Origin of the sequence: Paenibacillus qinlingensis, from assembly GCF_013204845.1 — a bacterium.
GTDB classification, from domain to species: Bacteria; Bacillota; Bacilli; order Paenibacillales; family NBRC-103111; genus Paenibacillus_E; species Paenibacillus_E qinlingensis.
In genome coordinates this window covers 642,091-656,076 of record NZ_JABMKY010000002.1, presented here as the reverse complement: position 1 = coordinate 656,076, position 13,986 = coordinate 642,091, and the positions used below count along the sequence as shown (strand labels likewise).

At 45.2% G+C, this 13,986-nt stretch carries 16 protein-coding genes; 11 read left to right on the top strand and 5 right to left on the bottom strand.

All coding sequences use genetic code 11. From position 1 onward, the window contains the following. Positions 1-85: 85 nt before the first annotated feature. The 4 genes from HQN88_RS06315 (at position 86) to HQN88_RS06300 (ending at position 2,308) form a co-directional block, all read left to right on the top strand. Positions 86-1,087: an aldose 1-epimerase gene (locus HQN88_RS06315; protein WP_173109370.1), complete on the top strand. Its 1,002-nt coding sequence runs from the start codon at positions 86-88 to the stop codon at positions 1,085-1,087. Positions 1,088-1,195: 108 nt separating this feature from the next. Then, a complete protein-coding gene (locus HQN88_RS06310; RefSeq protein ID WP_173109369.1) occupies positions 1,196-1,369 on the top strand; it encodes a hypothetical protein in 174 nt (57 codons plus the stop codon). 88 nt (positions 1,370-1,457) lie between these two features. After that, positions 1,458-1,805, top strand: coding sequence for an ASCH domain-containing protein (locus tag HQN88_RS06305; RefSeq protein ID WP_173109368.1), 348 nt, complete (start codon positions 1,458-1,460; stop codon positions 1,803-1,805). 56 nt (positions 1,806-1,861) lie between these two features. Beyond that, positions 1,862-2,308 carry a hypothetical protein gene (locus tag HQN88_RS06300; RefSeq protein WP_173109516.1) on the top strand — a complete coding sequence of 149 codons (447 nt, stop codon included), beginning with the start codon at positions 1,862-1,864 and terminating at the stop codon, positions 2,306-2,308. 33 nt (positions 2,309-2,341) lie between these two features. On the opposite strand, the gene HQN88_RS06295 is transcribed toward HQN88_RS06300, so the two are convergent. From HQN88_RS06295 to HQN88_RS06285, 3 genes are all read right to left on the bottom strand, one after another. Beyond that, entirely contained in the window at positions 2,342-3,037 is a 696-nt protein-coding gene (locus HQN88_RS06295) for a class I SAM-dependent methyltransferase (RefSeq protein ID WP_173109367.1), read from the bottom strand. Between the two features lie 148 nt (positions 3,038-3,185). Continuing rightward, positions 3,186-3,617, bottom strand: a complete 432-nt coding sequence (locus tag HQN88_RS06290) for a threonine/serine exporter family protein (protein ID WP_173109366.1) — start codon at positions 3,615-3,617, stop codon at positions 3,186-3,188. A 1-nt stretch (position 3,618) separates the two neighbouring features. Beyond that, positions 3,619-4,395, bottom strand: a complete 777-nt coding sequence (locus HQN88_RS06285) for a threonine/serine exporter family protein (protein ID WP_173109365.1) — start codon at positions 4,393-4,395, stop codon at positions 3,619-3,621. Between the two features lie 159 nt (positions 4,396-4,554). Between HQN88_RS06285 and HQN88_RS06280 the strand changes: the two genes are divergently transcribed. Both HQN88_RS06280 and HQN88_RS06275 read left to right on the top strand, forming a co-directional pair. Beyond that, on the top strand, positions 4,555-5,445 hold the full coding sequence (locus HQN88_RS06280) for an HAD hydrolase family protein (protein WP_173109364.1): 891 nt from the start codon (positions 4,555-4,557) through the stop codon (positions 5,443-5,445). 48 nt (positions 5,446-5,493) lie between these two features. Beyond that, positions 5,494-6,048 (top strand): DUF1697 domain-containing protein, encoded by a 555-nt coding sequence (locus HQN88_RS06275; RefSeq protein WP_173109363.1) that lies wholly within the window; start codon positions 5,494-5,496, stop codon positions 6,046-6,048. Positions 6,049-6,087: 39 nt separating this feature from the next. Here the strand turns inward: HQN88_RS06275 and HQN88_RS06270 are convergent, their stop codons facing one another. Further along, on the bottom strand, positions 6,088-7,065 hold the full coding sequence (locus HQN88_RS06270) for a hypothetical protein (RefSeq protein ID WP_173109362.1): 978 nt from the start codon (positions 7,063-7,065) through the stop codon (positions 6,088-6,090). A gap of 42 nt (positions 7,066-7,107) precedes the next feature. Next, a complete protein-coding gene (locus HQN88_RS06265; protein ID WP_173109361.1) occupies positions 7,108-7,257 on the bottom strand; it encodes a hypothetical protein in 150 nt (49 codons plus the stop codon). Between the two features lie 207 nt (positions 7,258-7,464). Between HQN88_RS06265 and HQN88_RS06260 the strand changes: the two genes are divergently transcribed. The 5 genes from HQN88_RS06260 to thrS all read left to right on the top strand — a co-directional run bounded on the left by HQN88_RS06260 (position 7,465) and on the right by thrS (position 13,769). Then, entirely contained in the window at positions 7,465-8,316 is an 852-nt protein-coding gene (locus HQN88_RS06260) for a polysaccharide deacetylase family protein (protein ID WP_246320060.1), read from the top strand. 162 nt (positions 8,317-8,478) lie between these two features. Beyond that, positions 8,479-9,411, top strand: a complete 933-nt coding sequence (locus HQN88_RS06255; protein WP_173109360.1) for a manganese-dependent inorganic pyrophosphatase — start codon at positions 8,479-8,481, stop codon at positions 9,409-9,411. 115 nt (positions 9,412-9,526) lie between these two features. Continuing rightward, entirely contained in the window at positions 9,527-10,510 is a 984-nt protein-coding gene (gene msrB, locus HQN88_RS06250; protein WP_173109359.1) for a peptide-methionine (R)-S-oxide reductase MsrB, read from the top strand. Between the two features lie 72 nt (positions 10,511-10,582). After that, positions 10,583-11,470, top strand: coding sequence for a multicopper oxidase family protein (locus tag HQN88_RS06245; RefSeq protein ID WP_173109358.1), 888 nt, complete (start codon positions 10,583-10,585; stop codon positions 11,468-11,470). Between the two features lie 385 nt (positions 11,471-11,855). Then, positions 11,856-13,769, top strand: a complete 1,914-nt coding sequence (gene thrS / locus HQN88_RS06240; protein ID WP_173109357.1) for a threonine--tRNA ligase — start codon at positions 11,856-11,858, stop codon at positions 13,767-13,769. Positions 13,770-13,986: the final 217 nt, after the last annotated feature.

Here is a 13,986-nt window from a genome sequence, read left to right as displayed (position 1 = left end):
CGCGTACATGGGCTAAAGTGAAATCAGTGTGTTCGTCCAAATATTGGACTGAGGATAAGCAGTTATTTAGGAGGAGAATGAAGAGATGTCTACCAAAGCATATGAAGGAACGTACAACGGAGAACAAGCGATTTGGCTGCAAGCTGGGCGTTATGAAGCGGTAGTTTTGCCAGATGTTGGTGCAAATCTGATTGCTTTCCGTGATATAGAGAAGGAATATCGCTTCTTGCGCGAGCCAGCACTAGAAGAGATGGAAGCGTTTAAAGAACGTCCAATCGTTCATGGAATTCCTGTGTTATTCCCCCCGAATCGCTATGAAGATGGCAAATTCCCTTGGAAAGGGAACGTATTCCAATTCCCAGTCAATGAACCTAAGACAGGTAATCATTTGCACGGATTTGTACACAATATTCCATGGGCAGTTGAGAATTTCAGCAGTGATGGCAATGAAAGTCGCGTCGCATTAGCTTTGCGGGTGCGCGAAGGGCATTCCGTTCATGAATTCTTACCTTTTGACTTTACGATCCGCTTGATTTATACCTTGAATGAGCAAGGTTTGCATCAACAGATTTCCGTACATAATGAAGGCAATGTAGCGATGCCATGCTTGTTGGCGTTCCACACAACGATTAATGCACCATTTGCTGTCAATAGCCAGCCTTCTGATTATACGTTCCAAATGACAATTGGCGAGCGTTGGGCGTTGAATGAGCGTATGCTGCCAACCGGCGAATACCAAGCGCTAACTGCGGATGAAGAGAAGATGAAAGTTGGCGGTCTATCGCCATTCTTTGAGGGTATGGATAATCATTATACGAGTGTTCCGCAAAACAGTCGCAATTTCATGGCATTGACAGATTCGCGCGAAGGCATCAAACTGGTTTATGATGTAGGAACTTCCTATAAGCAATGGATGATCTGGAACAATGGCAAAACAGAAGGATTCTTCTGCCCTGAGCCGCAAATGAATTTAGTTAATGCGCCGAATGTGGATCTGCCTGCGGATCAAATCGGACTTGTCTCCTTAGAGCCAAGTGAAGTTTGGGAAGAAACGGCTCGATTATATACGATCAAAATCACGAAGTAATCGCTAACTAATTAGCAATAGGAACCACCCCCTTTGATGCATCGAGAGAATCCGATGGGATGATCGATTTGCGAGGAGGGGGTGTTTTTGACTCTAGGAGGGGTAAGGATGGGGAAGTGGGATCACTTAGATCGAGATCAGATGATCGCCAAAGTTGAGGCATTATTGTCTGAGAATGAGAGATTAAAGGCGGAAATTGCGCGTCTACGCGGAGTAAAGCCTCCAGCATCGGGTTCCATGGAGAGTATGTCAACGAAGCTAAAGGAAGCTTTGAGGGAGTAATTGCTGCTATTGGATCCGAAGAAAGGTGTCAGTTCGACAAAGCGAAACGGATTCGCTATAATGAAAACTGGCAAAAGGAGGGAACAACATGAGTGAAACGAACGTAAACGAGACTTTACCACCAAAAACGTGTTCCATCGATCGACTAGTTACAAAAGAAGCAGAAGTAAGCAAAGTGCTTGCTGGCCAAAAAACGGCTTGTCGACGTAATGGACGTTATGCGGATATTGGCGAAACCATGGATCTGCAAGGTACATCCTTTACAGTAACCAAGGTGTATCAGCAAGCTTTGGGTGAACTAACACCTGAACATGCGAAACAAGAAGGTCACGAAACCGTTGATGAGTACCGCGACAGTATTCTTGCTATGCATCCGGGTATGCCTTGGCTGCCACAGATGAAAGTATGGGTACACGAATTTCAAAAAGCCGAATAAGACAAAGAACCGTGTGGATCCTTGGATTCACACGGTTTATTCACATTACAGATAGGATGATCAACTTGTCTTGGTATATTATCATGCTCTACATTCATATTTTCAGCGTTGTTCTAAGCATCGGTCCTTATTTCGTCCTCTTTCCATTACTAGCTCTTATTCGTAGAGCACCATTCGAGTCGCTGCCAGATTACTTAGAGCCGTTTCGGATTACCGTTCGACTGACGAAACATGCAGGTCATGTGTTGGTCGCAACTGGTATTATTCTTACTTGGATTACGGCCTGGAGTTGGAAAACGTCATGGATTGTCGCGACGGTCCTGATTATGGTTGCATCGCTTTACTTCATTGCACGTGCATTCTCACCACTGTTGCGCCAACTCAAAGCTCCGCATGAAGATCGTAATATCCTCGTTAACAAGCTGCGTAAAGCTTTGATTCTGTATGTGATCATTACGCTTGCGATGATGTGGTTCATGGTGTCCAAGCCGATGATCTGGTAAAGCGCAGCGGGAATAGCGACACTGCCCTGAGGCCTATGATTTTCTCGCAAACATCACGACAAAATTATAAGACTTATAGACGCAATCCACATTTGAAAAGCCGGAGTCGCGAAGCCAGCCAAGCTGCGTATCAAGTGGAGCCATTCTGTCCAGCTTCGTACGCTCGTAGGCGGCTTGCAGCGCTTCTGGAGATAGATCTGTGGCCTCAATCTTGGCAACCCAGTCCGATCGGTATAAGCCATCAAGGAATGGCGTCTTGCCTAAGACTTGATCCGCATTAACGAAAACTCCGCCTGGCTTTAATCTGTGGAAAATACGTGTATATAGAGCTTGCTTAGCCTCATCCTCCAAATGGTGAATAGAGAGGGAGGAGATTACAGCATCATAAGGCTCTGCATCTTCAAAAGTCGAATAATCCCCAACAAGGTAGGTCACTTCCGAAGCTCCCGCATCTGCAAATCTTTCTCTGGCTATATCAAGCATCCCCGTCGACAGGTCAATCAAAGTTAACCGCGCTTGCGGGTACGAACGCAGGATATAGGAAGAGAAAAGTCCTGTTCCTGCTCCTAAATCTAGTATGCGTGGTGCTTTCTGGTCGAATTGGACCAATGAAGCAGCCGTATTGTAAAAATCATCGAAGCAAGGAATCAATTTTCTGCGTTGGCTGTCGTACTTTTGAGCAATTTCATTAAATTTCGATTCAATGTGATGGTTAGTGTTGTCGGTCATATGTCTTCAGCTCCATTTCCAATCCTTGGCTTATTTGTGCTATACGCTTAGTGTAAAGGGCAGTAGCGAAAAAATCCAAGATGTAAAAACACTGAAGTTATAGGTATAAACTATTAAAGGTTAGATATTTATTCGTTTTCGTCTCGGATTAAGCTCTCGTTCGTCTTAACAAAACATTAATGACTTCGGAGAACACCAATCCGATGGCGATTGCCCCGGATAGTAAGAAAGCTTTCGCAGCTAGCTGCACAGCGACATCGTAATGATTCTGTACGACATTGCGCATGGCGTCATAAGCTAATCCACCTGGGACTAAAGGGATAATCCCGGAGACACTGAAAACAATGACGGGTGTTTTATATATTTTCGCAAAAAATTGAGAGATAATCGTGACAACAAAGGATGCAATGAGCGTTGCTAGGATGGGATCCAGATACGCTTTTTGAAAAGAGAAATAGAGCATCCAACCAATCATTCCAACAAACCCGCATTGGACAAGGGTTCTTCGAGGTACATTGAAAATAATGCCGAAAGCGGAGGTCGCAATGAAGCTTGTAATGAGCTGTTCCAACATCTCCATACTAGAACCCCTTCCCTGGATAAAATGTCAATACAAAAGCTATTCCTGCGCCGATCGCGAATGCGGTTAAGAATGCTTCCGCGCCTTTGGACACGCCCGATACGAAATGCCCTGCCATCAAATCGCGCACGGCATTAGTGATGAGCAATCCAGGCACGAGCGGCATGACGGAGCCAATAATAATCTTATCCAGATTATAACCGAGCCCTGTTTTGACCGTTACATAGGCAATAAGTCCAATGATTAAAGAGGCGAGAAATTCAGCGAAAAATTTGATCGGAACTAAACGATGGAAAAAAGTCAGCGATATGGTACCAGCACCACCGGCAAGGAAAGCCGGGAAGAAATCGGACCACGTACCTTGAAACATGATGAGAAAACAACCGCTCGCGATCGCAGCGGCTAACGCCTGTAACCACGCGGGATATCTTCGTGTATCGGCAGACAAAGCTTCAAGCTCCTGATACGCCGCTGTTGGTGATAACTCACCTTGACTGATTCTGCGAGAAATGGCATTCACGACCGTTACTTTCCGTAAATCCGTTGACCGCGAAGAAATGCGAATGAGTCGGGTTGTCTGTTCAGGTCCATCAATCGAGAAAATGATGCCAGTAGGCGTGACAAAGCTATGAGAATTCGGAATACCAAAGGCCTCGGCCACGCGGGTCATCGTATCTTCAACCCGATAGGTTTCGCCGCCGTTTTCCAGCATGATTTTACCCGCGAGTAAACACACTTGTGCGATTTCATAATTCGTCGCTGCAGGGGGCTGCGCCATGTGATCCGTATCCTTTCTGCTTGGGAATAATTGACCTAAGTATAAATCAAATTGTTAACTTTTGAAAATGAGTGGGAGGATTGATGCGGGCGTCAATGTCCCAAGCGTTTATGATATAATGCTTGCATCAATGAAGACAACTGATTAGGGGGACTAGTCATGAGTTTGGAGACTAATTATGTGCGTCAAACGGATCGCAACTATTTCTTAACCGATTTGGATGGAACCTTGTTGAGCTCCCACGCGAAGCCATCGGACTTTACGGTAGGTGTAATTACTTCAGCGCTGGAGCAGGGGGCGGTCATTAGTTATGCGACTGCACGGAGTTATCAGAGCTCACAGGCAGTGGTTTCGAAAATACCTTGGCGGTATCCGCTAGTTTTATATAATGGGGCTATGTTGTTTGATCCATTGGAGAAACGGGTTCTCGGCGGGCGTTGGTTGGATCATGAGCGGACTAATATCATTATTCAAACGGGCAAAACGAGGGGCTTGACACCGCTGCTGTTTGCACTGGATGAGCAGGACAATGAGCGGGTGCATCATGAGAAGTTGGAACGTACGGGGGATCTTCAATTCTTAGCTAGTCGGCCGAATGACCCGAGATTTCGAGAAGTAGAAGAGCTCCGCAGTACGGAATCATTGCGAACGTTAATCCTCACGTATATTGGCCTGTTGGAGGAGCTAATTCCGTTGAAAACTGCGGTCCAGGAAGTGCTGGGATCAGAGGTTCACATTCATTTGATGAAGGATAATTACATAGAGGATCATTATTTCCTTGAATTCAGTCACCCTGAGGCGAATAAGCAGATGGGTCTGCGGTTATGGGCAGAACTTGTTGGCTGTGCGTCCGAGGATGTGACGGTTTTCGGTGATAATTTGAACGATACAGGCATGTTCGTAGAGGCAGGTCGTAAAGTTGCGGTGGCAAATGCGCATCCAGAGATTTTGCTACTGGCCGATGAGATTGTCATGAGTAATGATGAGGATGGCGTAGCTGTATATATCGCTGCTTGTATCGAGGGGACACGTGTAGAAGAGGTAGGGTAAGGCGAAGAGGAATTGGTGATCAGAGCGTATGAAAAGGGAGGGTATTCTATGGCGCAGTACGTTGCTATGTTGCGGGGAATCAATGTGAGTGGTCAGAAAATTATTAAAATGGACAGGCTTAGGCAGCTGTTTGAATCAATGAATTTCACAGATGTAAGTACCTATATTCAGAGTGGAAATGTGATTTTTGAAGCTGAGGAGCTCGATGCTGCGATCCTACGAGATCGGATCGTTCATGAGTTAAAGGAACAGCTGACGTATGACATTCCTGTCATTATTCGCACTCCAGCAGAGCTGTTAGAAGTAGTTCAGGACACGCCATATGCGGCTGTGAATGTAGATGAGAATGAGCAAAGATATGTAACTTTCTTGTCGCAAGCGCCAACAGAAGCTGCACTTGCTAAGCTAGATGCTGCGCAGAGTGAGGTTGATGAGTATCAGGTCAAGGGATTAACCGTGTATCTGCTCATTCGCAAAAACTATGGCGACTCCAAATTCAGCAACAACTTTATCGAGAAGAAGCTAGGTGTATCTGCCACCACTCGGAATTGGGAGACGGTGAATAAGTTGATTCAGTTGGCGGATAGTAGTTCCAATAAGTAAAGGGGTGTAACTAGGTAGTCACACCCCTCGTAGTTTGATTTATTTGTCCAAATCAATTTCTCCACAGAGAGGGATCAGGGTTGACCCGAAATCTCCACCGATAGCAAGTCCGACTCGGAGTGGGTTATCAATACCAATGACCGCTAACTGATGGAACTTGATCTCAAATTTGACAGTATTACCGTAAACTTTAAATTTAATCTTTGTTTCACCATTTGAGAACTCGTACTTATTCCCGTTTTGGATAAAGGATCCAGGTGAAATGAGGGCTAATGTCTGTCTATTGACCTGTATGACCACATGTTCATTCACTGGGTCTATACCATCGCTATTACTATTAAGTTTAATTTTACCTTCAATTTCGAATTTGATCTTAGGACTATCGAATTTCAGCTCCCCGTCCTCTACCTTCATTTTATCGAAGATAGCAAGAATATAATTAGTTCCATCGAATTCCCAATACAACTGAGTGTAATCCAGTTGACCTTGTGGACCGTTGAAAATCGTTACAGGTGGGTTCGTTGTACCGTTAAATTGAAATATACTAGATGGGCCACCTGCTCCGCTTGCAACACCAACTAAGCCATCATTGGAATCTAGGCGATCATAAGCGAAACCGATTACACCAGTGTTAAACAATACGATTTGCATCGTATTTACGTTATCTGTTGCGAATTCAGGGACACTATACCATGTTACAACGAATCGGTCGGGATCCTGTCTAGCGAAAACTGCTCCTCCACCGGCAAATGGACTAAGAGGTGGGAATGGATCAGGGTCAAGATCGTCCCAGAGCGGTGCGATTCTTGGCGGGCCTCCAATAAAAGCCGGAACTGATTCACTGAATGAGGTATCACCTACACCAAAGGTCAAGTTTCCGTTAGAGTTAACAAAGACACTGGTATAAACAACACCGTAAAAGGTGAAAGTAAAGCCTCCGCCAAACGGTACGGAAATGAAACTATCATCAGTAAGATTCAGTCGCTGTCCCACTGGTGGACTTACTATCAAACTCATTATCATAACCCCCTTATCCCATTCGAATTATTTTCATAGTACCTATTGCTGGTTAACGCCTAGGAGAAGTTGTTGGAGACGTGCATGAGCTTCTAAATCAAGATTGCCTTCATGAAGTAATTCTTGCATAGCACTAACCAATTCTTCGAAATAGGGTTCATAGGTAACAATTTTTTGAATCATATCTTTCATTTTCAACACCTCCTAACTCTACTACTAGTAGATGGAAATAATGGTAGATTGGTGAGGACAAATTATTAAATGTGTTTCAGCAGGGGAATTCTTAAGTTTCTCTAAACTAATAATTAGTTGGGATTTTTTGCATATGAGGTACGAGAATAGGGGAGCCTTAGGAGATCAAACAAGAGACGTTTATGTTCAATAAGAAGCAGGAGATCTATGTGTACACCATTACAAAAGTTAATGAGCACTCTAAAAACAGCGAGTGCTATTCGAGCAACGATTGCGAGGAGTAGCACTCAAGCGGTTTCCACAACGCATGCCATGCTGCTCTGGTGCCTCCTGATGGCGTGTTTAGCCACGCCATCACAAGCTCTAGCCTCCGCACCGGAGGCCAAGCACGGGGTCGCCATCCCCGTGCTGAACTACCACAGCATCGGGGTGGCCCCGGGGAACACGTACGTGCTCCACCCCGATACGTTCGCGCGCCAAATGGATTATTTGGCCACGCATCACTACACCCCGTTGACGCTGGATGAATTCGCCAGCGTCCTCTCACACAAGATGCCGTCACCAGCTCACCCCGTGCTGCTCACGTTCGATGACGGCTATGCCAATAACGCGGAGGTGGCGTTGCCGATCCTCCAGCAACACGGCTTTCCCGCGACGTTGTACGTGTCGACGGGTCTTGTCAATACGCCAGGTTACCTCACCTGGCCTCAAATACATGAACTGAGCGCAGCAGGCTGGGATATTGCGTCACACACGGTGACGCACCCGCATCTGCCCAAGCTCAGCAAAAAAGCGCAGCGCGAAGAGATACTCGCTGCGCGCGCCAAGATTGAGCAAGAGCTGGGGAAACCAGCGGATACGTTCGCTTATCCGTACGGTGAATACGACCGTACGACGTTAAAGCTTTTACGAAAGGCCAAATTTCGGTATGCCTTTACAATTTTAGAAGGCTGGGCCACGTCGGATCAACCCACGCTGGAACTGCACCGGATCGTCGTAGACAGTCAAAAAACATTCGAAGATTGGGTACAGCAATTAACCGAGGATACGTCTAAGTAAGTGAGATCTTCTTAGTTCCTTGCATTTGCGTCAATTTACCCAGCAATTCGAGTGGATTTCTGCTATTCGAGTTTACTAGTGAATTTACCCGGAATTTTGAGTATAATCGTATACAGAGATAATTCCTATTCTCACTAAAATATGTCGTTTAAGGAGTCTACAATGTCAAAAACACTTATTTTCGGACATAAAAATCCGGACACTGATTCAATCACATCCGCAATTGCGTATGCTGCACTGAAAACTAAACTAGGTCAAGAAGTAGAAGCAGTTCGTCTTGGTTCCGTTAACGGCGAAACGCAATTTGCACTTGATACTTTTAAAGTAGCCGCTCCAAGAGAAGTTCAAACTGTTGCTAACGAAGCAGCTCAGGTCATCTTGGTTGACCACGTTGAGCGCCAACAAAGCGCTAATGATATCGATCAAGTACGCGTAGTGGAAGTCATTGACCACCACCGTATTGCTAACTTCGAGACGAGCCACCCGCTTTACTACCGCGCGGAGCCAGTTGGTTGCACAGCAACGATTTTAAATAAATTGTACAAAGAAAACGGTGTTTCCATCGATGCTGACATCGCTGGTTTGATGCTTTCTGCTATCATTTCGGATTCCTTGCTATTCAAATCCCCAACCTGCACGGAGCAAGATGTTGCTGCTGCGCGTGAGCTAGCTGCAATCGCTGGTGTAGACGCTGAAGTATATGGTCTGAACATGCTGAAAGCAGGTGCGGATCTGAGCGACAAAACGGTGGCACAGTTGATTTCTTTGGACGCTAAAGAATTCCAATTAGGGAGCTACAAAGCAGAAATCGCTCAAGTCAATGCGGTTGATGTGAACGATGTGCTTTCCCAACAAGGGGAAATCGAAACGGCTCTCCAAGCGATTATCGCTGAGAAAAACCTAGACTTATTTCTGTTCGTTGTAACGGACATTTTGAACAATGACTCCGTAGGTCTTGCTCTAGGACGAAAAGCAGATGCAGTTGAGAAAGCTTACAACGTTTCTCTTGTTGATAACAAAGCTGTACTTAAAGGCGTTGTTTCCCGTAAATCACAAATCGTACCTGTGCTTACAGACATTTTTAACAACCTGTAGGATACATCCAATCGCACATTATCGAGCACCGTTCATTCAAATGGACGGTGTGTTTTGGTTATACCGATAAGTTTTGGTATGATAAGAGGATACTTTAAGAAAGAGGTGGCTAAACATGACAGAACACATTCAAGGAGTTCATTTAGATAAAGCGACATTTGCAGGAGGTTGTTTCTGGTGTATGGTGACGCCTTTCGAGTCATTGCCAGGCATTATTTCTGTTGTTTCCGGTTATATAGGCGGGCACACGACCAATCCGACGTACAAAGAGGTTTGTTCCGAGACGACGGGGCATGCGGAAGCTGTGCAAATTACTTTTGATCCCGAATTGTACCCTTACGACAAATTGCTTGATACGTACTGGCGTCAAATTGACCCAACCGATGCTGGTGGGCAATTTCATGATAGGGGATCTTCCTATCGTACAGCGATATTTGCCCATAGCGATGAACAGCTCGCTAAAGCGGAATCATCCAAACAAGCGCTGCAGGACAGCGGTAGATTTGATCGTCCAATCGTGACGGAAATCGAGCGAATTGATGCGGAAGCATTTTATCCAGGTGAAGAGTATCATCAAGATTATCATCATAAAAATCCGTCTCACTACAAAGCCTACCGCAAAGGCTCAGGACGCGATGCGTATATTTCACAATTCTGGAACACAGCGAAGGATAAAGAAGAGCGCAAGAAATCCCTTACTCCGCTGCAATACGAAGTTACGCAAAATAATGCAACAGAGCGTCCTTTCCAGAACGAGTTCCATGATTACAAAGAAGTAGGTCTTTATGTTGACATCGTTTCAGGGGAGCCTTTATTCACATCCTATGATAAATTTGATTCTGGCTGCGGCTGGCCGAGTTTCACCAAGCCATTATTCGAAGGACATGTGAAAGAAGTAACAGATACAAGTCATTTCATGATACGGACAGAGGTTCGGAGCACCGAGGCGGATTCGCATTTGGGTCATGTGTTTAATGATGGTCCAGGTCCAAATGGTCTTCGTTACTGCATCAATTCAGCTTCTTTGCGATTCATTCCACTTGCTGACATGGAGAAAGAAGGGTACGGCGCTTACCTTCAATTCTTCGATCAGAAGTAAGGTGTTGCAGGTAAGTCTCAACCATTCCCGCATACATTTAACAATGGAGCGTTGAAGCGGGAGGGAGTTGCTATGGTTGTTTCACCAAATTTGCAAGATCTAAGCTATGTTCATGTGCAAGGCGTGAAGTTCTTTGAGCTGGTTGCCGAGCCCGTTGTGCAAGAAATTCTCCCAGGTGTGTTCATGAAAGGGTGGGGATACAACGGCAGTATCCCAGGCCCGACGATACGTGTGTTTCCCGGCGATTGGGTGACAATTCGTGTACACAATCGGCTGCCGGAGGCTACAAGTGTGCATTGGCACGGGCTTGATGTGCCGAATCGCATGGACGGCGTACCAGCCGTTGAACCCTCACCCTATATCGAGCAGGGCCAATTTTTTGATTATCATTTTCAAATTGTGAATCCACCTGGTACGCATATGTATCACACCCATGTAGACACTGCTTTTCAAGAGCTAATGGGTTTAGGTGGTGGTTTTATCATTGAGGATCCTTATGAATGCACTGTCCAGCGCGATTATTTCATTATGTTGCAGGAGTTCCACTTAAAAGGCATGGAAAAAGGCGTGGTGAAGACAGGGCAATTTGAGCTGGATACCATGTCGGATGGCTTTAACTTTTTTACGATGAATGGTCGCTGCTTTCCACATACAGCTCAGTTGCCTGTCCGATTTGGTGAAGAGGTGCGTATTCGCTTTGGGAATATCGGGATGAATGCGCATCCCATCCATTTTCACGGTCATCAGTTCTGGGTTGCAGCAGCAGATGGGAACACGATCCCTCATTTCAATAGAGAGCTGCGCAACACGATACTTGTGCCAAGCGGAGTCACCTCAGATATTGAATTTTCAGCGCATAATCACGGCGTTTGGCCGCTTCATTGTCATATGCCACATCATACCTCAAACAACATGACGAAGCCGACAGGCGGCATGTTCACGGTCGTACAGTATGTGTAGGAGAGAATGGTTATAGTTATTTTATCCTCGTATGCCCCTTGACATTGACCTGTTAGAGTAGGTAATATGATTTTCATAATCACATACGAAGTTATGATCAAAGACATGATTTTCTTCACGAACTGCCCAGAGAGAGAAGTACTAGCTGAAATCTTCTCCTGTTGCCGGTTGGAAATTACCCCTTTGTAGCTGTGCCGCTGAACCCATTGCGAAGTAACGCAAGGAAGTAAATGTCACCGACTTATCCCCGATAACGGATACTAATAAGGACTTCTGTCATGGGAGTCGAATTAGGGTGGAACCACGAGCTGAACGCACTCGTCCCTTTCTGGGAGAGATGCGTTTTTTTGCGTTCACAAATATATGGAAAGGGAGGTAGGAAGGCATGGAAATTGAAGTGATTTTGCCAGATGGAACTAAAAGGAGGTACGTACAAGGCACGACGATTGAACAAGTAGCTGAATCGATTAGTATCGGGCTTAGGAAGCAAGCCATCGCGGGCCAAATGAATGGCCAATTGGTCGATTTAGAGCAACCAATTGAAGCGGATAGCCGCATTGAAATCGTCACTTTGGAAAGTGAACAGGGGTTAGAGGTTTATCGTCATAGTACAGCACATGTACTAGCTCAAGCGCTTAAACGTATCTACGGCGATCAAGCCATTAAGCTTGGTATTGGACCTGTCATTGAAGATGGTTTCTACTACGATATCGATATTGAGAAACCCTTATCAAGTGAGGATCTAAGAGCAATTGAAGATGTGATGAGTCAAATCATTCAAGAGAACATTCCAATTGTTCGACGAGTCGTCAGCAGAGAGGAAGCCTTGGACATTTTTGCACAGTTAGATGAGTCTTATAAACTTGAGCTTATCCGAGATCTGCCAGTGGACGTGTTGATTTCGATCTATGATCAAGGGGAATTCTTCGACCTATGCCGAGGCCCTCATCTTCCTTCAACTGGACGGATTAAAGCTTTTAAACTGCTTCATGTAGCAGGGGCGTATTGGCGGGGTGATGCGAAGAACCCCATGTTGCAACGGATCTATGGCACTGCATTTCTGAAGAAAGCGCAGCTCGATGACCATCTGGATAGGCTTGAAGAAGCGAAAAAACGTGACCATCGTAAGCTTGGAAAAGAGCTTGAACTCTTTATGTTCTCGGAAGAAGCGCCGGGTATGCCTTTTTATTTGCCGAAGGGGATGATTCTGCGCAACGAACTTGAGGATTTCGCTCGAGAGCTGCAGCGGATTAGAGAATATGATGAAGTGCGTACACCGTTGATGATGAATAATCGGATTTGGGAAGAATCGGGACATTGGGATCACTATAAAGATAATATGTACTTTACGCATGTAGACGAGACGAAGTTTGCATTGAAACCAATGAATTGCCCAGGTCACATGTTGATTTATAAAAATAGTTTACACTCCTACAGGGAATTACCGATTCGCCTTGCAGAATTTGGTCAGGTACATCGTCATGAGTTTTCGGGAGCGCTGAATGGGATGATGCGCGTGCGTACTTTTTGTCAGGATGATGCCCATCTTTTCGTTTTGCCAGATCAAATTGAGGATGAAATCGGGCGGGTCATTGAGCTGATCTCGCATGTCTATCACGTGTTTGGTTTCGAATATCGGATTGAGCTTTCAACAAGACCGGATGATTATATGGGTTCAAGTGAGCTCTGGGACCAAGCGGAGCAATCGTTGCAGAATGTCCTGGATAAAAGAGGGATCGCGTACCGCATTAATGAAGGGGATGGCGCTTTCTACGGGCCCAAAATTGATTTTCACATCCTAGATGCCTTAAAGCGGAGTTGGCAGTGCGGAACGATCCAGTTGGATTTCCAAATGCCTGAAAAATTCGATTTAACTTATATTGGAGATGACAGTCTCAAGCATCGGCCAGTCGTGATTCATCGGGCTGTGTATGGTTCGATTGATCGTTTTATCGGGATATTAACTGAGCATTATGCGGGAGCATTTCCGTTGTGGCTGGCACCCCTTCAAGTGAAACTGCTGCCAGTTTCAGAGCATTATGTGGATTATGCCTTCCAAGTCAAGAAATCACTCGAAGAAGCTGGCATACGTGTGGAATTGGATGCGCGGGCTGAGAAACTAGGTTATAAAATTCGCGAAGCTCAGCTAGACAAAGTCACATACATGTTCATTCTTGGTGAAAAAGAACAAAACTCCGGCAGTGTCTCCATCAGAAAACGGGGAGAAGGTGATCTTGGAATAAGATCGCTCCCGGAGATTATCGAGCAAATCGTGACAGAAATTGCGTCGAAGCACTAAGGTCGAATGAGAATGAAAAGGATGTATAGGTATTAGATTAAGTACTTATTGCAGAGTCAGAACGGTGAGTTGGTCGGATGGAGGTTGCATAAATCTTCTGGAATCTATGCAAAAAGATGGATTATATGTAGTTAAATTCTTTGAATTTGCGATCAAATACAGAATAAATGGAAAATCTACAGCTAAATTTAACGATTCTAGTCGATTTGAATAAAAT